Origin of the sequence: Roseobacter sp. SK209-2-6 (genome assembly GCF_000169455.1) — a bacterium.
Classification (GTDB): domain Bacteria; phylum Pseudomonadota; class Alphaproteobacteria; order Rhodobacterales; family Rhodobacteraceae; genus Pseudophaeobacter.
Window position 1 is genome coordinate 123,720 of record NZ_AAYC01000012.1, and the last position, 23,161, is coordinate 146,880.

At 56.3% G+C, this 23,161-nt stretch carries 21 protein-coding genes; 6 read left to right on the top strand and 15 right to left on the bottom strand.

Going from position 1 to position 23,161, the window contains the following annotated elements; all coding sequences use genetic code 11:
- Positions 1 to 39 precede the first annotated feature (39 nt).
- The 15 genes from radA to RSK20926_RS17305 all read right to left on the bottom strand — a co-directional run bounded on the left by radA (position 40) and on the right by RSK20926_RS17305 (position 16,958).
- A complete protein-coding gene (radA, locus tag RSK20926_RS17235) occupies positions 40 to 1,404 on the bottom strand; it encodes a DNA repair protein RadA (protein ID WP_037255564.1) in 1,365 nt (454 codons plus the stop codon).
- A gap of 135 nt (positions 1,405 to 1,539) precedes the next feature.
- Positions 1,540 to 1,989 carry a paraquat-inducible protein A gene (locus tag RSK20926_RS17240; protein ID WP_008208679.1) on the bottom strand — a complete coding sequence of 150 codons (450 nt, stop codon included), beginning with the start codon at positions 1,987 to 1,989 and terminating at the stop codon, positions 1,540 to 1,542.
- A 513-nt stretch (positions 1,990 to 2,502) separates the two neighbouring features.
- Positions 2,503 to 3,249, bottom strand: coding sequence for an ABC transporter ATP-binding protein (locus RSK20926_RS17245; RefSeq protein ID WP_037255607.1), 747 nt, complete (start codon positions 3,247 to 3,249; stop codon positions 2,503 to 2,505).
- A 23-nt stretch (positions 3,250 to 3,272) separates the two neighbouring features.
- Positions 3,273 to 4,055, bottom strand: a complete 783-nt coding sequence (locus RSK20926_RS17250) for an MlaE family ABC transporter permease (protein ID WP_008208683.1) — start codon at positions 4,053 to 4,055, stop codon at positions 3,273 to 3,275.
- Positions 4,052 to 5,089, bottom strand: a complete 1,038-nt coding sequence (alr, locus tag RSK20926_RS17255) for an alanine racemase (protein WP_008208684.1) — start codon at positions 5,087 to 5,089, stop codon at positions 4,052 to 4,054. The genes RSK20926_RS17250 and alr overlap by 4 nt, the downstream gene beginning before the upstream one ends.
- A 30-nt stretch (positions 5,090 to 5,119) precedes the next feature.
- Positions 5,120 to 6,073: an isopenicillin N synthase family dioxygenase gene (locus RSK20926_RS17260; protein WP_008208685.1), complete on the bottom strand. Its 954-nt coding sequence runs from the start codon at positions 6,071 to 6,073 to the stop codon at positions 5,120 to 5,122.
- A gap of 265 nt (positions 6,074 to 6,338) precedes the next feature.
- Complete coding sequence (locus RSK20926_RS17265) at positions 6,339 to 7,895, bottom strand: replicative DNA helicase (protein ID WP_442852524.1); 1,557 nt, start codon at positions 7,893 to 7,895, stop codon at positions 6,339 to 6,341.
- A gap of 242 nt (positions 7,896 to 8,137) precedes the next feature.
- A complete protein-coding gene (locus tag RSK20926_RS17270) occupies positions 8,138 to 8,818 on the bottom strand; it encodes an orotate phosphoribosyltransferase (RefSeq protein ID WP_037255610.1) in 681 nt (226 codons plus the stop codon).
- An 80-nt stretch (positions 8,819 to 8,898) separates the two neighbouring features.
- Positions 8,899 to 9,942, bottom strand: coding sequence for a dihydroorotase (gene pyrC, locus RSK20926_RS17275; RefSeq protein ID WP_008208688.1), 1,044 nt, complete (start codon positions 9,940 to 9,942; stop codon positions 8,899 to 8,901).
- Positions 9,943 to 10,035: 93 nt separating this feature from the next.
- The gene (locus tag RSK20926_RS17280; protein WP_008208689.1) at positions 10,036 to 10,992 is read right to left on the bottom strand and encodes a hypothetical protein; all 957 of its coding nucleotides are present in this window, start codon (positions 10,990 to 10,992) and stop codon (positions 10,036 to 10,038) included.
- Positions 10,993 to 11,133: 141 nt separating this feature from the next.
- Positions 11,134 to 12,219, bottom strand: coding sequence for a glycosyltransferase family 2 protein (locus tag RSK20926_RS17285; protein WP_008208691.1), 1,086 nt, complete (start codon positions 12,217 to 12,219; stop codon positions 11,134 to 11,136).
- 2 nt (positions 12,220 to 12,221) lie between these two features.
- On the bottom strand, positions 12,222 to 12,866 hold the full coding sequence (locus RSK20926_RS17290; RefSeq protein WP_008208692.1) for an FkbM family methyltransferase: 645 nt from the start codon (positions 12,864 to 12,866) through the stop codon (positions 12,222 to 12,224).
- Between the two features lie 48 nt (positions 12,867 to 12,914).
- On the bottom strand, positions 12,915 to 15,290 hold the full coding sequence (locus tag RSK20926_RS17295; RefSeq protein ID WP_008208693.1) for a glycosyltransferase family 2 protein: 2,376 nt from the start codon (positions 15,288 to 15,290) through the stop codon (positions 12,915 to 12,917).
- Positions 15,290 to 15,916 carry a sulfotransferase gene (locus RSK20926_RS17300; protein WP_008208694.1) on the bottom strand — a complete coding sequence of 209 codons (627 nt, stop codon included), beginning with the start codon at positions 15,914 to 15,916 and terminating at the stop codon, positions 15,290 to 15,292. Before RSK20926_RS17300 ends, RSK20926_RS17295 begins: the two co-directional genes overlap by 1 nt.
- Positions 15,917 to 15,926: 10 nt before the next feature.
- Positions 15,927 to 16,958 (bottom strand): glycosyltransferase family 2 protein, encoded by a 1,032-nt coding sequence (locus RSK20926_RS17305; protein ID WP_008208695.1) that lies wholly within the window; start codon positions 16,956 to 16,958, stop codon positions 15,927 to 15,929.
- Between the two features lie 281 nt (positions 16,959 to 17,239).
- Between RSK20926_RS17305 and RSK20926_RS17310 the strand changes: the two genes are divergently transcribed.
- The 6 genes from RSK20926_RS17310 to RSK20926_RS17335 all read left to right on the top strand — a co-directional run bounded on the left by RSK20926_RS17310 (position 17,240) and on the right by RSK20926_RS17335 (position 23,064).
- Positions 17,240 to 18,148, top strand: a complete 909-nt coding sequence (locus RSK20926_RS17310) for an AAA family ATPase (RefSeq protein ID WP_037255613.1) — start codon at positions 17,240 to 17,242, stop codon at positions 18,146 to 18,148.
- The gene (locus tag RSK20926_RS17315) at positions 18,145 to 18,537 is read left to right on the top strand and encodes a hypothetical protein (protein WP_008208697.1); all 393 of its coding nucleotides are present in this window, start codon (positions 18,145 to 18,147) and stop codon (positions 18,535 to 18,537) included. The genes RSK20926_RS17310 and RSK20926_RS17315 overlap by 4 nt, the downstream gene beginning before the upstream one ends.
- Positions 18,538 to 18,579: 42 nt before the next feature.
- The gene (locus tag RSK20926_RS17320) at positions 18,580 to 19,830 is read left to right on the top strand and encodes a vWA domain-containing protein (protein ID WP_008208698.1); all 1,251 of its coding nucleotides are present in this window, start codon (positions 18,580 to 18,582) and stop codon (positions 19,828 to 19,830) included.
- A 540-nt stretch (positions 19,831 to 20,370) separates the two neighbouring features.
- Positions 20,371 to 21,354: an XdhC family protein gene (locus tag RSK20926_RS17325; RefSeq protein WP_008208700.1), complete on the top strand. Its 984-nt coding sequence runs from the start codon at positions 20,371 to 20,373 to the stop codon at positions 21,352 to 21,354.
- Entirely contained in the window at positions 21,351 to 22,367 is a 1,017-nt protein-coding gene (locus tag RSK20926_RS17330) for a molybdopterin-binding protein (RefSeq protein ID WP_008208702.1), read from the top strand. Before RSK20926_RS17325 ends, RSK20926_RS17330 begins: the two co-directional genes overlap by 4 nt.
- A gap of 211 nt (positions 22,368 to 22,578) precedes the next feature.
- Positions 22,579 to 23,064 carry a (2Fe-2S)-binding protein gene (locus tag RSK20926_RS17335; RefSeq protein ID WP_008208703.1) on the top strand — a complete coding sequence of 162 codons (486 nt, stop codon included), beginning with the start codon at positions 22,579 to 22,581 and terminating at the stop codon, positions 23,062 to 23,064.
- Positions 23,065 to 23,161: the final 97 nt, after the last annotated feature.

Consider the following 23,161-nt stretch of genomic DNA (forward strand, 5'->3'; position numbering starts at 1 on the left):
CCCTCGCCCGTTGAACCCGCGATTAAAATTTTGGCAACTCTAGCCGGCTCCAAAGAATTCGCCAACAAATCCTGTCAGGTCTGATGCTTGACGCAGGCCAAGACCTTTGACTGAAACGGATTTGCCACCGCTAGGAGCTATTGCGGAGGTGAAACCAAGTTTTTGCGCCTCTTTCAACCGGTTTTCTGTTTGCGGAGCCGGGCGAAGGGCTCCAGAGAGAGATATCTCGCCAAAAACTGCTGTATCTGCGGGTAGGGCGGTGTCTTCGCGGGCGGAAAGCAGCGCAGCAGCAACCGCTAAATCGGCCGCGGGTTCAGAGATCTTCATGCCGCCGGCCACATTCAAGTAGACATCAAGCCCGGCAAAAGGAATGCCGCAGCGCGCCTCCAGCACTGCGAGAATCATCGCAAGCCGCGACGAATCCCAGCCGACCACAGCGCGCCGGGGCTGTGAGTGTGGGGAGGGCGCGACCAGGGCCTGCATTTCGACCAGCACTGGCCGGGTACCCTCGATACCGGCAAAGACGACGGAACCGGGAGAGGGCTCCCCGCGATCAGAGAGGAACAGGGCGGAGGGGTTGGTGACTTCGGAAAGGCCAGAACCGGTCATCTCAAAAACCCCGATCTCATCCGCAGCGCCAAAGCGATTTTTGACTGCGCGCAGGATTCGGAATTGATGGCCGCGCTCGCCTTCGAAATAGAGCACGGTATCCACCATATGCTCGACCACGCGCGGCCCGGCGATTTGACCTTCTTTGGTGACATGGCCCACCATGATGATGGAAATACCCTGGCTCTTGGCAAAAGTTGTCAACTCATGCGCTGCGGCCCGCACCTGGCTGACAGATCCGGGGGCGCTGTCCACATGGTCGGCCCACATGGTTTGAATGGAGTCTATAATGGCGAGCTGCGGTTTTTCTGCTTCCAACGTTGTGAGGATGTCGCGCAGATTGGTTTCAGCAGCCAATTGAACCGGCGCCTGGGCCAAGCCTAAGCGCTGTGCCCGCATCCGCACCTGGGCCGAGGCCTCCTCGCCTGAGACATAGATGGTCTTGAGGCCGGATTGCGCAAAGCGCGCAGCGGCCTGCAGGAGAAGCGTTGATTTGCCGATTCCCGGATCTCCGCCCACCAAAATAGCAGAGGCAGGCACCAGTCCGCCGCCCAAGACGCGGTCGAGTTCGGCCACACCGCAGCATGCGCGAGGCGGTGGTGTTTCCTCGGTGGAGAGGTTGGTGAGCGGGATCGTCTTTCCGCGCCGGGCGCCAAGGGATTTCTTGGCTGGGCCGCCAGCGGAGAGGCCCTTGTCCTCGGTGATGGTGTTCCATTCACCGCAGCCTTCGCAGCGGCCGGACCATTTGGAGAATGCGGCCCCGCAGGCCGAACAGGAATAAGATGTCTTTGCCATGAAGTGGTTCTGCCCGATGTTCCGCATTTGTTCAAGTGGTGTTTGGTGGGAGCGTAGTCCTCCCGCCCGTCGGGCGATCATCAAAGATGATCTCCTCCCGTTGGGCCAAGCGCCGCTGGCGCGGCGCGCGATACCTCAGGCGCCGGGTTCTGAACGCAGGCGGCGCTCTGTCAGCATCCCAAGGATAAGAGAGGTCACAATGCAAGCGGTGAACATATAGAGCCCCCAGGCGACTTCGATGGTGGCGAGGCCAATCCCCTTAGCCAGGGTAATGTAGAGAGCGATCAGGAAGACGTCGGCCATTGCGAGCTTTCCCAAAACATGCAGCACCGGCTGCACTTTGCTATCCAAGAGGTCCCACTGCACCAGGGCCAAGCCGATGGTTTTGAGGTAGGGGGCGAAGATGGCAAAGAAAGTCACGATCAGCGCCAATGTTGCATCGCTGCCCCAGAGACTTTGCAACCCGGTGATGACTGAGATTTCGCTGAGACCGAAGATTGGTAGCAGGCCGGCCCGCATCAAGGGCGCAAACCAAGCCACGGGGTAAAGGATCAGCAGGGAGAGAGTTAGTATACGAAGAGACATGCAGGCCCGCTCAATTGTTTCCTTAGACGTAGAGCGATGGCGCCAATACTGGTAGAGGGAAAAGCCAATTGTCTTTAGCAGAAGATTTCTGAACAGCAATGTCGAGGGCTTCCTTTGGCTTAGCTAGTATAAAACAACAAAGGTTGTGGCACAGATCCAGCAATGGATACTCGTAACGAATGACAATCTACGAAAAGGGCCAAAAACGAGAGGTGGAAGAATAAGAAGCTGTACCGCGAGCAAGGGGAAGAGATATAGTTCAGCGACGTTAGGCCAAGGCGGCGGGGGCTTTGCGGGAACATATTGCAACATAACTTGGAAACAAACAGCGGCGAGAACTGAAATTGAGATAGGCAAAGCCATTAGGATAATGCCTAGGGCTTTGTATGGAAAAACTTTGCCCGTCGGGGTTTTCAGCAGGGAGTGACCAAGACTGATCAAGGCTAAGGAAGTTGTCAGTGTGGTCACTATTCGCGCAAACAAGACCCAAGTCTCTGGCCAATCGACCATCAATTATCTAACCGCCTCGATCGGCCCCTCTGCGCGGCCGTGGATGAATTGATCCAGAAAGGGGTCGCCTGACTGGTCCATCTCTGCCACCGGGCCGGTCCATTGGATCACCCCGCCGTGCAGCATCGCCACATTATCGGCAATCGCGCGCACCGAGGTCATGTCGTGCGTGATGGTCATGGCGGTCGCCCCCATCTCCACCACGATCTCGCGGATCAGATCGTTGATCACGCCAGACATGATCGGGTCGAGGCCGGTTGTGGGCTCATCAAAGAAGATAATCTCGGGCTCGGCAGCGATAGCGCGGGCAAGGCCCACGCGTTTTTGCATGCCACCTGAAAGCTCGGCAGGCAGGCGGTCGGCGACATCTGGCTTCAGACCTACGCGGCGGAGTTTCTCAATCGCGATTTCGCGGGCCTCCTCCACCGGGCGCTTCAGCTGACCGCGCAGCAGGCGAAAGGCGACATTCTGCCAGACTGGCAGCGAGTCAAAGAGGGCTCCACCTTGAAACAACATGCCAAAACGGGCCAGGAACTTGTCGCGATCACCAGAGCCAGAGGGCTTTCCATCGACATAGATCTCACCGCTATCTGGCTGGATCAGGCCCAGAATGCTCTTCAAGGCCACGGATTTACCGGTGCCTGAGCCACCGATAATGACCATGGAGGTGCCCTTGGCGATCTCCAGATTCATGCCGTTCAGCACGCGATTGTCACCGAAGGCCTTATGGACGTTGTCCATCTTGATCATGGAAGCGGGCATAATGTCTTGGGTCATAGTGAGAAGAACACCCCAGTCAGAATGAAATTCGCGGCCAGGATCAGCACTGCCGCTGCTTCAACCGAGGATTTGGTGGCGCGGCCAACACCCTGTGCGCCGCGTCCGGATTGCATACCGTAGTAGCAGCCCATGGTGGCGGCAATGGTGCCAAAGAAGGCGCCCTTGACCAGAGAGGAGATCAAATCGAGCGGCTCCAGGAAATCAACGGTGTTCTTGAGGTAGGCCGCGGAGTTGAAATCGAGATTGTAGACAGCCACGGTATAGCCGCCTGCAATACCGATGATGTCACCAACACCCACCAGGACCGGCACGGTGACCAGAGCGGCAAGGACGCGGGGAGCGACAAGATACTGCATTGGGTTGGTAGAAAGCGTGACCAATGCGTCGATCTGCTCGGTCACTTTCATGGTGGCGATCTCTGCTGCGATGGAAGAGGTCACCCGTGCGGCGATCATTAAGCCGACCAGGACGGGCCCCAACTCTCGAACCATGCCGATGGCAACGATCTGCGGCACCACGGCTTCGGCATTAAATCGGGCGCCTCCGGCATAGATCTGCAGGGCGAGGGCGCCACCGGTGAAGACTGCGGTCAATCCCACAACCGGGAGGGACAGCCAGCCCACCTGTAGCAACGACAGTAATACCTCCCGCGGGTAATAGGGCGGGCGGAACATATGGGTAAAGGTGCTCAGCGCAAAAAGTGTGACACGGCCAATTGCGGCCAAAGCGCCAAGCGCCATGCGACCCAAACGTGCCAGAAGAGCAAGTGGTGTCATCCCAGATACGTCCGTGCATAGCGATGACCAAGGGAGGTCAGGAACTCATAGCCGATCGTACCCGCAGCATCTGCCAGGATGTCCACACCCTGACGCTCGTTCAGCAGGGACAGATGGCTGGGCACGTCGCTGAGGGCGGTTACATCCACTGTGATCAGATCCATCGAAACCCGACCCACGATAGGGCAGGGGGTTTCGCCTGCAAAGGTATCGATGCCTGTATTCATCAGCGCCCGTTGCAAGCCATCCGCATAGCCTGCCGCCACGGTCGCGATGCGGGAAGGGCGCTTGGCGATCCAGGCATTGCCGTAGCCAACACTTTCGCCCGCTTCGAGATCACGCACCTGGATTACGGGCAGATCTAGGGAGGCAACTGGCAGGGCGTCCAAATAGGGGCGCCCGCCATAGAGGCCGATACCGGGACGACAGAGGTCAAAATGGTACTCGGGCCCCAGCAGAATACCGCCTGTGGCAGCAAGAGAGCGCGGCACTTCGATACCACTCGTCATCTCTCGGAAGGTCTTCAACTGTTTGGCATTCATCTCATGGGCAGGCTCATCGGCACAGGCCAGATGCGACATCAGCAGAACCGGGCTTTGCCCAAGTGCGATTTCGCCGACAGCGGCCCATTCCGCAGGCTCCATCCCCAGTCGGTTCATGCCGCTGTCCAACTGCACACCAAAAGCGTGTCCGGGCAGGCTTTCGAAGTGTCGCAACATCTGCTCCAGGGAGTTCAGCATCGGTGTCAGCTGAAAGTCCTTTAGCAGTCGGGTATCCCCATCCATGTGGCCCGAAAAGACCGAAATGCCGGGGCCGGCCCCAAGTGCGCGACGCAGGGCCACACCTTCTTCAGCAGCAGCCACAAAGAAGTTGCGTGCGCCTGCCTGGGCCAATGCCTTGGCCACCCGCCCAGCATCCAGTCCATAGCCGTTCGCTTTGACCACCGCGGCAGTCTCGCAGTTGGTCATTGCATTGAGATTTCGCCAGTTTGCCACCAGCGCATCTAGGTTGATTGTCAGTTTAGCCGTGCTCATGCCCCGTTCTTGACATGCGCGCTGCAGGGGTCAAGTGGAATTCTCTTCTCTGGGGGATTGCTGGTGCACATCATAGGCTGCTTCCAGCTCGTTACGCAGGAAATCGGCAAATCTGATTGTCGCAAATTTGGCGTTCCCAGTTCCGGGAAGGGGGGCGATTTCGGTATTTACATGAGGATCAAAGAAAAACGGGATGGAATACCGTTCCTTCCCTGACCGGTTTATCACCCGATGCGGTGTCGAGAGCAGGCGGCCATTGCTGAGCCTGTGCAACATATCGCCGACATTCACAACCAAAGTGCCCGGGATATAGGGGGCATCTACCCAGTTTCCCGCAGGTGTTTGGACTTGCAATCCGCCTATATCACCCTGCGAAAGAAGCGTCAGGCAGCCAAAGTCCTTATGCGGTGCGGACCCGTATAGATCTTCTGGGCTGGCTGTGGGTTGTGGAGGGTAATGCAGAAGGCGGAGCCAGGTTGTTGCCATGTCAAAGCTGTCAAGAAAATCCATGTCCTCCACCCCTGCTGCCAACAGTGCAACACGCATCAACCGACGACCTAAACGCGACAAGGCCTCATTATAAGCCATCAGGGTTTCACGAAATCCGGGTAGGTCTGGCCATTGATTTGGGCCGCTTAGGTAAATGTCAGGGTCGGTGATCTCATCTTCACGCATCATCATAAAGCTGGCGGATTGGTTGGGCTTGGTCACATCGGCCAGGGTGGAGTTTACATCGGTCGAGGTATTGATCGGAATATATCCGCGATGGGCCTTGTTGACGCTGATTGCCATTTTTTGCGCAAGAGGCAGCGCATGGAACTGACGCGCCGCATCAAAGACTGCATCAGTCAGAGCCTGCGGAATGCCATGTTGGCTGATATAGCCAAAACCGGTTTGGCCATAGGCGCGTCGTAAGTCCGCTGCTAGGTCGGCATCGGTGCGGCTTCCCAGCTCGATCACTGGGATTTCGTTGAATTCTGTCAAGGGAAGAGCCTTTGCTATGAGGGTGAGCCTTGGGGGTGAAAATTCACCCCTGGCTAACCCGCAAAGCGTTTCCGGCGATGGCCATAGTGCCGCTCCAGGACGACACGGATCTGAGAATATGTAGCAGCGATACACATATCTGCATCAATGTATGGGTTGCAGCTTCTGTCAATAAAAAAGACAGCACGCCAGATTATGGATTAGACCATCAACCCAAGTGGTTCACTCACATGGCGTCGCGTTGACTGAGTGTTCTGAGCATGGCTCAATACTCGTCCTCGCGCGGACCATTTTGCCACTCCTTGGCGAGGTTGCCAAAACGGGTAAACTGCGCCTCAAATGAAAGCTCAACCGTGCCGATGGGGCCGTGACGCTGCTTGCCGACAATTACCTCGGCCTTGGCGTGCAGGCGTTCCATTGCGGTTTTCCACTCTTCCATTTTATCGAGTTCGTGGTCGCCGGGCTTTTCACGTTCCTTGTAGTATTCCTCGCGGAACACGAACATTACCACGTCAGCATCCTGTTCGATCGAACCTGACTCCCTGAGGTCCGAGAGCTGCGGACGTTTATCGTCGCGGCTTTCCACCTGACGCGAGAGCTGCGAGAGAGCGACAACCGGGATGTTCAGCTCTTTGGCGATGGCTTTCATCCCCATGGAGATCTCGGCGATCTCATTGACCCGGTTGTCGGACATGCCACGGCAGAGCTGCAGATAGTCGATGACCAAGAGGTCCAGCCCATGGGTGCGCTTCAGGCGCCGCGCACGGGCCGCCAGCTGCGAGATGGGCAGGGCAGGTGTGTCGTCGATAAAGAGCGGGCAGCTTTCCAGATCTTTGGCGGCCTGGACAAAGCGGCGGAACTCGCTTTCGGTCATATCACCTTGGCGGATCTTGTGGCTGGAAATCTCTGAAGCTTCCGCCAGGATCCTGCCCGCCAACTGTTCTGCGCTCATCTCGAGCGAGAAAAAGCCGACCACGCCGCCATCCACAGCTCCTTCTGACCCGTCCGGCTTGGTGCCACGGCGATAGGCTTTGGCCACGTTGAAGGCCACGTTTGTCGCCAGTGAGGTTTTACCCATCGAGGGGCGCCCCGCCAAGATCAGAAGATCCGAGGGGTGCAAGCCGCCAAGCTGCTTATCCAGATCGGCCAGCCCGGTTGAGATCCCGGCCATGCCGCCGCCACGTTGATAAGCCTCATTGGTGACATTGACCGCTTCGGTGACGGCTTTGAGGAAGCTCTTGAAACCGCTTTCTGTCTGGCCCTGTTCGGCCAACTGATAAAGCGATTGTTCCGCCTCGACGATCTGTTCCTTCGGCTCCGAGGCCACATCGACGCGCCGCGCCTTATCCGCAATGCTTTGACCGAGGGCGATCAGCTCACGTCGGATCGCCAGATCATAGATCATCTGAGCGTAATCACGAACCGCAAAGGCCGAGATCGAGGCTGAGGCAAGTTTTGCCAGATAGGCAGGTCCGCCAAGTTCCTTCAAGCCCTCGTCATCTTCCATAAAGGCCTTGAGGGTCACGGGTGAGGCAAGCGCATTCTTGGAAATCCGCGCGGCGGCGATTTCATAGATCCTTGTGTGGACCGGATCGTAGAAATGGCTGGAGTTTATGATCGAGGCGACCCGATCATAAACATCGTTATTTGTCAGGATCGCGCCCAGAAGCTGCTGCTCAGCCTCGACTGAATGGGGCAACTCGACGGGCTCGTCCGCAGCCTTGGCAACTGCCATGCCCGCGCCTTGCGGAGTGGCGGGCAGTTGATCCGGGGCCGGAGAGGCCATGTCCTCAGGAATTTCACCAGAGATGTGATCCGGCATTTCTTCCGGCAGGGGCGCGCTGGGCGCTCCGTCGTCATATGGGGGGATCTCGTTCATCTCTGCTCTCGTCGCTTTAGGAATAGATAGCGCATATCGGCCGGGCTGGGTATCTGGAAATCCTGTGCGCAAGTCGTGCTTGGCTGTGGATTTCTTTTTCCATGGGGTGAATTCTTGGGCCGTGGGCATAGAATAGGCCGCCTGGTTGGAACCGGCGGCCTATTCCATAAGCGCTAAATTCGGTCTCAGATCTTTTTGTTGGCCTCTTGCCAGGCACGGGGATCTTTGAGGAAGATCTCGACCTCGGTCAGGGTTTCCTCGTCAAAACTCTTTTGCGCTTTGGCTTCGGCAAGGACATCCCACCAGGTGCACAGATAGTGCAGCTCTACGCCGTGGTCGCCCAGGCGTTTGGTGGTTTCGGGAAAGATATCATAGTAAAAGATCACCGCCGTATGGCCGCAGGAGGCGCCGGTTTCACGGATCGCATCTACGAACGAGAGCTTGGAGCCACCGTCGGTGGTCATATCTTCCACCAGAAGCACGCGCTGGTCTTCTGTCATCACACCTTCAATACGTGCGTTGCGGCCATACCCTTTGGGTTTTTTGCGCACATAGGTCATCGGCAGGGCCATGCGCTCTGCCACCAGCGCGCCGAAAGGGATGCCCGCTGTTTCACCGCCTGCAATATTGTCGAAGGCTTCGAACCCTGCGTTGCGCATCACGGTGACGGTGAGAAAATCCATCAAGGTGGTGCGTATGCGTGGGAAAGAGATCAGTTTGCGGCAGTCAATGTAGCTGGGCGACGGCAGGCCGGATGCGAGCGTGTAAGGCTCGCGCGTGTTGAAATTGACCGCGCCGATTTCCAAGAGCATGCGGGCAGAAAGGCGAGCGATTTCCTCGCGGGACGGATAAGAGGTCGGGATCATGAATGGCATCCTTAGTCTGTTTCGTACCAGAAAATATTCAAATTTTCTGGAAAATTTTCTTGCGACAAGAAAATTGGGCGTCAGTTGGCGACAGCCCAATAAATGTCGAACCCTGGATCAAAGACGGTGACGGGACCGTCGTCGCTATGGATCTTTTTCGGGAACTTAGCCGCGGCCTCTGATTTCACAAGTGTGATTGTCTCGGGGTTTTCCGGCAATCGGTAGAACGAAGGTCCATTCTGGCTGGCGAATTTCTCCAGGTTTTCCAGTTTTCCTTCTTCCTCAAAGACATGCGCCAATAGCGGCATGGTATTGGTAGCGGTGAAGCAGCCCGCGCACCCACATCCGCTTTCTTTTGCGGGATCAATGTGAGGTGCAGAGTCGGTGCCCAGGAAGAACCGCACATCACCTGAGGTTGCAGCGGAGCGCAGGGCCAGGCGGTGTTCTTCCCGCTTGGCCACTGGCAGGCAGTAGTAGTGCGGCTTGATACCGCCAACCAGGATATGGTTGCGGTTGATGATCAGGTGATGGGTGGTGATTGTGGCGCCGAGATTTTTGTCTTGGCTGCGCACATAGTCTGCAGCGTTGGAGGTGGTGATATGCTCCATCACCACGCGCAGATCTGGTGTGGCACAACGGATCGGATCCAGTACGCGATCAATAAAGACCGCTTCGCGATCGAAAATGTCGATGTCGTGGTCGGTGACCTCACCATGGGTGCAGAGCGGCAGTCCGATCTCAGCCATCTTTTCGAGCACGGCGCGGACCTTATCGAAATCGGTAACGCCCGAAGCTGAATTGGTGGTCGCGCCTGCTGGGTATAGTTTCACCGCTTTGATCAAACCACTGGCATAGGCTGCTGCCACATCTTCCGGATCCGTGTCTTCGGTCAGATAGAGCGTCATCAGAGGCTCAAACGACATGTCCTCGGGGAGAGCGGCCAGAATACGCTCCCGATAGGCCGCGGCCTGATCCCCAGTGACCACTGGCGGCACCAGATTGGGCATGATGATGGCGCGGCCAAAATCGCGGGCAGTTTCAGGCAGAACGGCCTGCAGCATGGCGCCATCGCGCAGGTGCAGATGCCAGTCGTCGGGGCGGGTAAGGGTCAGCGTCTGGGTCATGCGAGTGGCGTTAGCATAGGTCCCGGCAAAGGGGAAGCTGCTCTCGGATTTCTGCTCGGCCAGAATTGGCCAAGGGCGAGGCTGTGAGATCGCTCAGAGAGTGGAGGGGAGTTCGAACTCGCCGTCTGCTGCGCGCTTTTGCAGGTTGTTGAGCCTGCGCCTAAAGCGCGGAGCGCGCATGCGAGAGGTTACATTGCGGCACAGGAGAAGCTGCAGAAAAGGACGTTCCAAGAGGTCCAGACGGTTCATCACAGAACGCAAATAGGCTGAGTTCTCGCGGCGTGCGCGATATAGGCGCGCAAACTCCAGAGTGCTCAACTCTCCTTTTTCTATGGCAAACAGGATCTGCTGCAGAATGTCCATTTCCAAAAAACGGGTCTGAACAGTTGCCCCAAGGTTGGGCACCCTGATCCGGTCGACGTTCTCGCGTTGAAACAATGCGGCATGCATCGCATCAAGCTGCTCATAGGGATCGTAGAAAACATAGGCATCTTTGGCCGCGTCCAGCATGTCCGGCGCATAGCCGTAGCGATCAGTAAAGGAGGTGCGGCGGAGCTCTGTGAAGCGATCGTCCCATTCGGTCATACGCGGGTCAAGTGTGGCCTGGGGTTGGATTAGGGCGACGCTGGCGCCCGGCGCCGCAACCGAGAAACAGGCAGCCGCATAGCCGCAGGGGCCCGCACCATAGAAAATCACATTGTCGAACTCATCAAAGAATCCGTCATCGATCAATTGGTCAAAGAAACCATAGAGATGCGCCTCGCGGAACCAGGTATCTCCGTTGGAAATGAGACAGAGATGCGACCACCCCGCCGTACGCACCATCTCAAAACCCTGAGGCTGCGCCTTATCCGAGAGATTGCGAATACCTTGAATAGTTTCAAAGCTCACCAGGAGTGTGTTGCCTTGATCGATGAAGGTCGCAAAATGCTTGGGCCCAAGGGGTTGAAACAGCCCGAGTTCTTCAGAGATTTCTGCAAGGCGTTGCTGCCATTCAGCTGGTTTGAGAGCGGAAAGATCTTCCTCGAGGATGTCTAACCCTTCGGTCATTGCTGGTGTCCTTGCCTTGGCCTTGATTTGCGCGCAGTTGCATCAAGACCTAAGGAGGGAATGCGGCCAAATTTGGAAAAACTCGCGTTTCTTTGCTGGCTGTTTTCCAATGGGCCCGCGCCCCAGATCCAAGAAGTCGCTCTATGTGTTTTTACCCTCATAGTCCGAGGCTGCAGATCTAGCGGCATTTTGCTGGGCGAGATTGGCGAAACCAGTCAGGGTTTGGGCTGAGGCGGGATTGATCAATCGCGAAGGGGGCGTCATCAACAGGCGCGCGAAAAGGGCGCGGAAGGGCTCTTCTTGCATTAATTGACGAAATCTCTCGTGACGCCACTGCACTGCCTCTCTATGCAAATTCGTCAGTTTGGTGTCTGCGCGAAACTGCGAGAGATGCTGATCGCGCGCTTCTGCATAGCGATCTATCGAATGGTCTTCATCAGTGTTGAAATTCCGTTCAATCCAATAGTCGGTTCCCAACAGGTCATCAGAATGCACCGCGCGTCCCCGGTCCGCCTTTAGGACATAACTTTCCATACTGCCCAAGGGGTAATGGTTTAGCTGCGCAAGATCGTAATTGGGCTGGCCATAGTTGGAAAATACCCGTTTCTTTTTGAAAGCATCGCCCAGTTCTCGGCCCATACAATCGAACCAGCGAAAGTGATCGCGCTTCTCTTCGTTCTTGGCGCTACGCGGCCTGTGGACACCAATCTTTTGATAGGTGCCATCATTGCGATATAGAGTTTTGAACATCGAGGCGCGCCAGGGCCAATGGATGATCTCTGGCGCACATTTCCGAAAGACCTCTGTCATCGGGCGGTCTTCGTATCGCAGGATGTCTCCATTGCCAAAAAGTCGCCAGGTGAGGGTGATCGCTTTGGCATCGGGCAGTGCCGCCAACAAATCATCCAACTTGCCTTGCCCGGTCTTGATGTTGACAAACTCATCAATATCCAGCGCCAGGATCCAATCTGCCGCGTGAACGAGGGGGTGTTTGTCGGCGTGCTTCATCGCTGTAAATTGGACGCCGCCTTTGCCGTAGGGACCGTCATTGCGAATATGGGTGAGCTGCCCCAGCTCGTCCAGCCGGTCCAAGATCAAATCAGTTCCATCCTGGCAGTTGTTTGAAAATACGAGGAAATCCGTAAACCCGACTGCGCGATGGTGGGCAAGCCATTCCAACAAAAAGGCGCCTTCGTTGCGGACGGTCAGGATAGCCAGAAAACGCATTTTCACCAATCCGAGCGGAAAACCGCGACCTTGCCATGGGACCATTTAGGGTAGAATACTAGGCCAGCGTCATCCAGACAGTGGAACAGTTTGCGAATGCCGGATTTTCCAATCCATTGGGGATGGGTTTCCATGACTACTGCCCGCAGGCCTGTTAGGTTCATCTTTGGTAGTAGATCTACTTCGGCACCCTCGATGTCACAAATAAGAACCGAAGGTTTCAACTCAGCGATAACTGCGTTGACGTCTCTTGTCGGAACCTCAACCTCAGAGCCCTCTGAGACACCTTGTTCCGGATCTAGAGAGGAGGCAAGGAAGTTCTGCCGTAAATAGAACGATGTTGAGCCGTCTTTCTCACCTAGCACCGCATGGGTGACATGGGCGTTGGTCACCTCGTTGGCGGCATGAACCTCTTGAATATAAGGAACCAGATTGGGGTTCGCTTCAAAGGAGTGCACCGAGGCAGCAGGTGTTTTGGTGCCAACAAGCGTTGACATAAAGCCGATGCCGCCGCCCAATTCCAAAACGACATCACCGGCTTTGATCAGTTTCAGAGCGGCAATGGCTTCTTTCGCTTCATAGGTGCCCTGACGCAACAAGCGCCTGATGCGTTCCGGTAAGATCGACCGATCCAAAGGGAAGCGCATTCCTCTGCACCAAAGATACCTATCGGCTTTTGATGTTTCACCCATGGGTCAACTCTCCACATCCAAGGCCAATGCATAGGCCGTGCGTTCAGCGGCGTTCAACTTGATCGTCAGTGCCTTTTGGTAGAGGCTCTCGAACTCATCCATGCCATGCAATTCAGCCGCTTTGGCGAGATGCCAGTCGAGACCTGCCTTATGCCATTTTTTGAGAGAGGCATCTTCTAACAGACGTTCAAACTCTGTGCGCATTCTGGGCAGGTTGCGAAGGATAGTCAGATCCTTGTGATCGCCCCAATCCATACGGATCCAGTAGTTGATGCCTATGGAGCGGTCCACATGCAAGGCGCGCCCACGCTGACGCTTTACCAGATAGCTTTCTGCAGAACGTAGCGCATAATGATTGAGCTGCAATAGGTCGTAACCAATGGATTTTCGGGAGCTGCGCCAACCGTTGTCTACCGCCTCTTGGGTCATGTCTTTGCCGGACCCGTTGACCCATTTCACCTCAGCGCGCTTTTCCTCCAGGAGTTTGTTGGGGCGGTGGCAGCTGATTTTCTGATATGCGCCAATGTTCTTGGACATAGTTTTATATCCCCAAACCGTATGAGGTTTAGGGCAGTGTTTCGGCGCGCAGGTGTCAAATTGTTCAATGACAAAGCGATCTGCCAACCGGGTGACCCCATTGTGACCAAATAGGCGCCAGGTCATCGCGATATTTGTGGCGTCAGGCACGCGCGCTAAAAAATCCTGCAAAGTGCCATTTCCGCAGCGCACATTGATGAACTCATCCACATCGATATGGATGATCCAATCGGCATTTTTGATCAGTGGTTCTTTCAGCGATTGGTTCAACGCATATTGCTGCGGTGAGTTGCCCTTCCAATTATCATTGTTGCGATGCTGCAGAATACCAAGCTCCTGCAATCGATCCAGCAGTTCACTGGTGCCATCCTCACAGCCATTAGTGTAGATGAGGAAGTTATCGACACCCATTGCTCTGTGATAGGCGACCCATTCCAAAATATAGGGGGCTTCGTTCTTCATGCAGCCGACAATGACATTACCGCTGCTCCCCTTGGGCAGAACGCGCGAAGGAATAGCTGAGTAATCAGGGCGCGGCTGATCCTCACCCCCAGCGCCGAGATTGTTGTGGGGGCGAAGGGCTGAATTGATCAGCGTTTCATAATTCTGCACAGCTGCTGGAGGAAGCAGTTTGCTTACGTCTTTGCCGGGAGGAGGTGGGGTTGCCCTCTCTTCTGCTTGAAGGTTTGACTTTCCGATACCAAGGTCTGCCCCTTTGGATTTCATCTCCCCTCTGCTGGCCTTTTTGATGCGCTGCATGAAGGTCATCAGGTATTGTGAGGCCCGGAAGCCACTCTCTAGATCCGGCTCTGATAAGGGGAGTGGTGTGTCGCCCAACCCATGGTCGAGAAGGCGGTCCGAGCCTGCCAGCGCCGGATGGCGTTGGGCCAGGGCCGTATTTGCAGGCAAGAAATAGGCGGCGATAGGCTGGAGCATCTTGGGATCAAACCCTGCGCCGGGGCGAAAGATCTCTTTGTGAAAACTGCGCCAAAGCTGGCGCGGCAGGATGAATCTGCGCGTGCTGAGTAATTGCAGCAAGAGCTGGTTGAGGTGTCGACAACGCGCCAGCCAAACCGCAGAGGGCAGCGCTGGCGGCTGACCGTTGGGAATTTTGCCCAAGGGCACAGACAGATCAAAGGTCTTCTGAACTTCTAAAGGTAAACCATCCCCGTAAAAGGTGGCTTCGTGATAGGGGCGAAACCGCAGGGCTCCTGCGCCAAAGACCGCATTCCAGTGCTGTTCGAGGGCAGAGTAGTCCAGCCAGAACGGCGCGCCTTGTGTTTCCTCGAACTGACCCGCTTGCGGCGCAATCCGGGGGAGCGTGTTTAGGCAATCCTGCCACCAGTTTTCTGCTCCTACGAGAGATAGTTCCTGTGAAAGAGTGCGATCCCGCCCTTCCAGAATCTGGCTGCTGTAGTTCCACGCCAAAGCATGAGCTGGCTCATCAATATGGGCGACCGGAATAATATCATGCGAATGGGGGGAAAGCAGGGCTTTCAACCGCTCCAACTCACTTTTGCGGTGCAGCTTGGCTCCAAGTTGAGAGGCGGAAAGGATCATCACATCTGGTTTGGCCTGGGCCACTTCCTGTTGCAGTTCCTCGCTAAGCTCTCGATAGAGTTTGGCCTGTTTTCCTTCGGAGATATAACCGCGATTGTAGCGAAGCGGGTCGATATGTTCGGGATCCGTGACGGCCATGAACAGACGGGTGTGGTTGCTTGCTCCAGGCGCGCGTGGGAACAACACACCATTGCGTTGCAGCTTGTCGCGCTTTTTGATCAGCAGTTTTTGCAAACGCTCTGCTCCGGCATGCTCCAGCCCGATATGAAGATAGATCCGCATTATCCGTTTTGTGCCTTCCGGTTTACGTTTGCCTTGCCCCACCAGGGCAGATCACGCCCGAGGTGGGCACTGACCTTCTCGCGTGCTTCGGGATCTGCGACATTGATTTCCAGGAAATCCGGGTCATCGCGAAACCAATGCTTCAAGGCATCATAATGGCCATTGATCCAACGCACTTGTTGCTCTTCTGTTTTGCCATATCCGATAGGCAGACCGGGCACTGTACTGGCAGGCAGCCGAGTGGTGCCCAGGTTGTTCCAGGCCATGATTGATTTGGAATGACTAGCCGCATCACGTCGCGTGGCGATGAATTTCACCTCTGGGTAAAGGTTTTTGAAGGCCTGCAAGAGGGCAAAATCAAACTGCGGCCAGACCGAAAATTTTCCATGTATAAAGCTGATTTCAGAGATGGCATCATATTCTCGCATGAAGGCCATTGGGTCGCCTTGTTCATAGAGCCCCTTGTAGAGCAGCCCACCCACAAAGACCCGGCGCTTTCCGGGGCGATCTTCCTCACGCTCTTTCAAGCGGTGATCCGCCACTTGATACCCAGCCTGCGTGAGCGCCTTGTTCAAGGTGGTGGTGCCGGACTTTGGCAGGCCCAGATTTATGACCTTCAGTGTCATGGGTGTAGTCTCATTTTGAAAGCCCCATTTCTGCCAGAAATGCTTCTTCCTGTGGTGGGAGGGTGGAGGCCTGGCGCAGTTTATCGCGCATGTCCTGATAGCTGGGGTGCTCCAAAAGAATGTCGCGTTTTTCTCGGTGTAAACGCACTGCATTGCGGTGCAGTTCGGCAATTTCAGGATCTGATTTAAGCGCTTTGAGGGCCTCAGTCAGCGCGGGCAGATATCGCGCTATCGAGAGGTCTTGATAGGCTGGATCGTTGCGTTCTCGCCAATAGCTGTCGTCAAAGGCACGATTTTCGCGGTTCACGTCGCCCCTATCGTTTTTGACCAAATAGCTATCAAGTGAGCGTAGGGCATAGTGGTTCAGCGTTGCAAAATCGCGGCTTCCCTGTGCAGGAAATTTGCGGATCCGGCGCGGGTTGGCTGCAACCAAAAAGCGGTGCTGCACAGCGCGCCCGGAACCGTCACTCCAGCGCGGATACTCCGATTTTGGTATGGATTTCTTAAAGAAAGGGCGGTGCGCGCCGTAATATTGCAAAGGAAAGTCCTGCCGGACGAGGGTTTTGACCTCAATCGCGGTTTCATCACACCAGATGTCTGGATTGTGGGAGTGGGTGAACTGGCTGATCACCGGCTGATCCTCAAAACGCTCCACCCCATCATTGGCAAAAAACTGAAAGTTCACCGAGATTGCCTGAGGATCACCACAGGCCTCTATCAGGGCAGGGATACTATGGTCCCCAACGTGAATGTTCAAAAATTCATCTACATCCGCGACCCAGGCCCAATCTGCCTTCTGAATCAGGGGGTGCTGCCGGGCGACTTTTAACGCCTCCATCTGGTAATTCCGCCCTTGGGCGGGATTGGGCAAATGGGTCAGCAGGCCGCGTGAGGCCAAAGCGTCGAGCAGCTCGGCTGTGCCATCTGTGCAATCGTTCGAATAGAACAGGAAATCCGTCACACCGAGCAATCGGTTGAAGGCGATCCACTCCAGCAGGAAAGGGCCTTCGTTCTTGACGCAGGTTACGGCCGTGATGCGCATGATGCACCTCTGCAATAGCATCTTGCACCGGGCCAGAACCTGCCGGTGCCAGTCAATCGCTGGTTCATGGGTCTATCTGCTCTGCCTCGTCGCACCTGTTTTTATGGCGCATTCTCTTTGAACCTGAGTTTTGCATTGCAGGGCGCGCAGGTCAATCTTCCAGCCACTTCGGGTTCGAGCGCATAGGTTTGTGTTGCCAAAGAGACGTAACGATAGTCTGCTCTTGCTTGACCCTAGCTCCTGGGCGTGGCCATCTCTGGGCACGCAGAGGGAGAATGCTGATGCAGACCATACAGTCGATAGATCACGTGCAGACGATGCTTAACGAGCAAGGCTATGTCTGTGGCCGTGATCTGGCAACGGTGGTTTTCCTCTCACTTCGGCTGGGGCGCCCCCTGTTCCTGGAGGGGGAGGCCGGTGTTGGCAAGACGGAGATCGCCAAAGCGCTGGCCGTTGCCCTGGGGCGGCGCCTGATCCGATTGCAATGCTACGAAGGGCTGGATACTTCCAGTGCCGTTTATGAATGGAATTTTGCGGCGCAGATGGTGGCAATCCGCACCGCTGAGGCCGCCGGTAGTGCAGACCGTCGCGATCTGCAGGCAGAGCTGTTTTCAGAAGATTTCCTCATAGAACGTCCGCTGCTAGAGGCGATGCGTCCCGATGAAAATGGAGCGCCTGTTCTGCTGATTGATGAGCTGGACCGCACGGATGAACCCTTTGAGGCTTTTCTGTTAGAGGCGCTTTCGGATTTTCAGGTCACGATACCGGAGCTGGGCACCATCAAGGCACCGGAACCCCCCATCGTGGTTCTGACCTCTAACCGCACCCGCGAAGTGCATGATGCCCTGAAGCGGCGCTGCCTCTATCATTGGGTCGACTATCCGGATTTTGAGCGGGAGTTGGCCATCCTTCAGGCCCGCGCCCCGGATGTCTCTAAGGAGCTGAGCCGCGAGGTTGTGGCCTTTGTGCAAGAATTGCGTACTGAAGATCTGTTCAAGCGCCCGGGTGTCGCGGAGGCGATCGATTGGGCCAATTGCCTGCTGGCCTTGGATGTGATCAATCTCTCGCCAGAGGTGATCGCAGACACACTGGGGGCCGTGCTGAAATACCAGGATGACATCGCCCGGCTGCAGGGTTCAGAGGCCAAACGCATTCTGGACAGGGTTAGAAGCGGATTGGAGGCTACATGAAATTGTTTCGCCCGACTGGGCTGAAAGAGCTGGTTCTGGTTCGCGACAGCGGCTGGGCGTCCTGGCCGCCCCGGCTTCCGGATCAGCCGATTTTCTATCCGGTCACCACTTTCGGCTATGCTGAGAAGATCGCAAGGGACTGGAACTCAGTCCTGCCCGCGCCGGACAATATGGGGTTTGTGACGGAATTCACCATCTCTGAGGCTGCGGCGCGGCGCTATCCGGTTGAAGAGGCCGGAGGGCGCGAACACCGCGAACTTTGGGTGCCTGCCGAGGAGTTGGAATGGTTCAATGGCGAGCTGACCAGCACGATCAGAATTGTTTCGGCCTATCGAGACCGCCAGCCCTGGGATCTGGAAGAGGCGGCCCAGGTTTTACAGGGACCATGAATGCGCACCAGGTCCATGCCCTTGCCATGAAGGGGGCAGTTGATGCCTGAGCTTCCAACACTGGAATTGCCGGAAGATCCGAAACTGGTGCAGAATATCACGCATTTTGCGCGGGCGCTGCGGCGGGCTGGGCTGCCCGTTGGCCCCGGGCGGGTCACTGATGCCATCCGGGCGGTCGCAGCGGCGGGGTTCTCCAGCCGGCAGGATTTCTATTGGGCTTTGCATGCCTGTTTTGTCTCCCGGCCCGAGCACAGAAGGGTTTTTGCCCAGGTGTTCCGGCTTTACTGGCGCGATCCGAGGTTTTTGGAACATATGATGGCAGCAATGCTGCCCGCCATTCGCGGGGTTCAGGAGGAGCGGGCTGCGAAACCTGCGGAAAAACGCGCGGCCGAGGCCCTGTTGGATGGGGCAAATCAGGCGGCGGAGCCACCAGAGATGGCTGAAGAGGGCTCGGAGATAGAGCTGGACGCCAGCCTGACTATGTCTTCGGAAGAGCGGTTGCGGAACCTGGATTTTGAGCAGATGAGCACCGAAGAAGTCGCTGCTGCCAAACGGGTCCTGGCTAAAATGACACTGCCTGTTTCCCCATTGATCACGCGCCGCCTGCAACCCGCGGTGCAAGGAGCCAGGGCTGATTGGCGGCGCACGATGCGTTTAGCGAGCCGTAACGGTGGCGAAATCTGCTCCATTGCCAAGGCAGAGCGCCGCAAGCGCTGGCCCAACCTGGTGGTTCTTTGCGATATCTCCGGCTCGATGAGTCAATACAGCCGAATGGTACTGCATTTTCTGCATGCGGTTGCCAATTCCAAGGGACAGGGCTGGGCGCGGGTATATGGGTTCACCTTTGGCACCCGCCTCACCAATATCACCCGGCATTTGGCAACCCGAGATGTTGACGCGGCCCTGGCCGCTGCAGGGGCGGAGGCCCAGGATTGGGAGGGTGGAACCCGGATCGGAGCCTGTCTGCATGAGTTTAACCGGGATTGGTCCCGCCGTGTTCTGGGGCAGGGGGCTGTCGTCCTATTGATCACTGACGGGTTGGATCGTGATGACCCTGATACTCTGAGCCATGAGATGCAGCGCCTCCACCTCTCTGCCCGTCGACTCATATGGCTTAACCCACTTCTGCGTTGGGGAGAGTTTGCCCCCAAAGCGCAAGGGATCCGGGCGATGTTGCCTCATGTTGACAGTTTTCGTGCGGGGCATACAATTGCCTCTCTGGAAGATCTGGCAGAGGCCTTTGCACAACAAAAAGACAAGGGTGAACACGAGCGGTTGATGGCATTGCTGTAATCCTGTCTTCCTCATTTGTTTCTTTGATTTATCCCTCGCTCACAATGCAAAATCCAATACCTGATTTTATTCGATTTTGATCGAACATCTGTCCTGGCAGGGTGTTTAAGCCTCATTTTCGGAGTGTATTCTGGAGAGACCAAATGCCGATTTACTAGAGAATGTGCGCGCCTACTTCCTGACTGACGCCGTCTGGAAGGCGAGTGGCGTTCTCGATAAAAAATTTGGGGTAAGACGACCCTAGGGGTTATTCCAGGCGCCAAAACCGAAAGCCTGATCGAAACGCTTGGTGATCTCTTGGGCGTCCTCTAAGGCTTGGTTTCTATCGTGATTGCCTTTGCGCTTGCGGAGCGTTTGAACCCCTCGGTTGGTCGGGTGCAAGAGGCTGAATAACCCGGTGTTCCCTCAAACTCGGGAACGGCCCTTGCTTCCTGGCGTACCTGCTGATGCTGGGGTGTTTTGTAAATCTCACGGTTTTGCGCCTTGAAACCCTGTGCCTGAAGGGCAAGGTTGAGACAGTTGAACAACCTTGGAGGGGGTATGGTCGAGAAAACAGCCATCTGGGAGAGCGCGGCGAGCACTGCACTGCGCTGGCATCGCGAAGGGCATGGCGCTGTTCTGGCAACCGTGATCGAGACCTGGGGGTCCGCCCCACGCCGTACTGGCGCTCAGCTGGTGGTCAGTGGTGACGGGCGAATTGAAGGCTCGGTTTCGGGAGGCTGTGTCGAAGGCGCGGTTGTGCTAGAAGCGCAGGAGGCCCTGAAAGAGGGCCTGTCCCGTGTGTTGGAATTTGGCGTGAGCGATGGCGATGCCTTTGCTGTTGGCCTGGCCTGTGGTGGTACAATTCGCATTCTGGTGGAACCGGTTGGATCAGCTTTGCCTCTCTGCGTTCTGGAAGAGCTGGTTGCAGCGCAGCAATCGCGCCAAGCCGTTACTTATGAGATCAATCTTGCTTCAGGGCGCGCACGCTTGTTGAAGGATGGTTATCCCGAACGCCTCCGTTCTGATCGTTCAGGGTTTGAAGACGATGGAGAGACCTTTGTTGCCGTCCATAATCCGCCTCTGCGTTTGGTCATTGTTGGAGCGGTCCATATTGCTCAGTCCTTGGTTCCGATGGCGCAGATCGCGGGATATGATCCCTATGTGATCGATCCCCGGGCAGCCTTTGCCACCCCAGAGCGGTTTCCGGGAGTCACTCTCTTGGAGGATTGGCCAGATGAGGCTGTTACGACTTTGGGCCTGGATCACCGCACTGCACTTGTGTTGCTTACCCATGACCCAAAACTCGATGATCCCGCCCTGATTGCGGCGCTTGACCGGGATTGCTTTTATTTTGGCGCACTGGGCTCAAAACGCACGCATGCCAAGCGGCTGGACCGATTGCGGGCCAGCGGAAGCTCGGAGGCGCAGTTACAGCGAATTCACGGACCTATTGGCCTTGATCTGGGTGCCTCAGGCCCATCGGAAATTGCGGTTGCTATCCTGGCAGAGATGACAGCCGTGCTGCGTGGGAAACAGACATGAAATTCGGCAAGCGCCCTGTTCGTGAGGCACTTGGAACGATTCTGGCCCATTCGATCAAGGCATCGCGTTCGGCTGAGGAGATAGGGACTCCCTATAGGATCCCAAAGGGAACGGAACTTACACGTCGCCACTTGGAGGATTTGATCGCGGTCGGGCATGAGGTTGTAACGGTTGCGGAAATCGAAGCTGAGGACGTTCAAGAAAACGAAGCTGCATTATTCCTGGCGCGGGCATTGGTGCCGGACGAAGCTCGGCAACGCGTACGTATCTCTGATGCGGGTGCAGGCCGGGTAAATCTCTATGCGGATTGTTGCGGGATAACCTGCCTGGATGTTGCATGTATCGAAGCGCTGAATGCTGTTGACCCTATGATCACTATTGCGACTGTTCCGCCCTGGTATCGCGTAGACGAAGGGGGAATGATCGCCACCATAAAGATAATTTCCTACGCGGTTGCCTCAGAACTTTTGCAAGCTGCTGCACAAAAGGGGGGCGAAGCGGTCAAAGTACTGCCACCAGTATTCAGAACGGCCACACTGATCGAAACGCAGGTCAACGAAGAGATGCCGTCGAACAAGGGGCGGCGTGCCATGGCTGGGCGCCTACACCGAATGGGGCTAGAGCTGACCTCCCGACAGATTGTCCCACATCGCGAGGAAGACTTGTCTGCAGCGCTTCAAAAGGCACCGGGAGAGGTGCTGCTTGTTCTGACCGGCTCAGCTACTTCAGATGCACGAGATGTTGCACCAGAGGCGCTGCACCTTGCTGGTGGCAGGATCACGCGCTTTGGTATGCCGGTTGATCCTGGCAACCTGCTATTCTTGGGCAATCTGGGTGAGAAGCCTGTCATCGGTTTGCCTGGATGTGCGCGTTCCCCTGCTTTGAATGGCGCCGATTGGGTGCTGGAAAGGGTTTTGTGCGGCTTGGATCTGACCGGAGGGGATATTGCTGCCATGGGTGTCGGCGGGTTGCTTAAAGAGATTCCCACGCGCCCCATGCCGAGAGATAGCTAGGGGCAGCCAAGAGATCGCCTCCCATTTGTGCAGTGTGGCTGCAGGCTAGGGTCAAATTGTCCTGATTTGGAGGTCCTTCTCTGAGAGGAGAGCCATTTTTTGCCAACCGGTAAAATTGTTTGTGACCCAGCGTCCAAAGGGGTTCGCGTAGAGCTCTTCCCGTGTTTAACTCTCATTAGCCAGAAAAAAACAAGCTAAACGGGAGGAATACATGACCAAGGTCTCGATGACCGTGAACGGCAAAGCCGCGAGCGGAGAGGCAGAGGGGCGCACGCTGTTGTCGTCTTTCCTGCGTGAGGAACTGGGGCTGACGGGAACCCATGTGGGCTGCGACACCAGCCAGTGCGGCGCCTGTGTTGTCCATGTGAATGGGGTTGCGGTGAAATCCTGCACCATGTTGGCCGCTGAGGCCGAAGGCGCTGAGGTTGCCACCATCGAAGGTCAGGCCGCCCCTGATGGTACGCTGAATGTGATCCAGCAGGCCTTCCAGGATCATCACGGGCTTCAATGTGGTTTCTGCACGCCGGGGATGGTGATGTCCGCAGCGGCTCTGCTGAAGGACAATCCCAAGCCCAGCGAGCAGGAGATCCGAGAGTACCTTGAAGGGAACCTCTGCCGCTGTACCGGCTATCATAACATCGTCAAGGCGATCTTGGCCGCATCCGGACAGGATGCCTCTGCCATCGCAGCAGAATAACGCCCGCCTCCTGGGCCGCCAGAGGGAGGCGCGGCCCCGGCAATTGTCAAAAGCATAACCAAGAGGTGCGCCCCAAGCGGAGGCACACTCCAGGGAG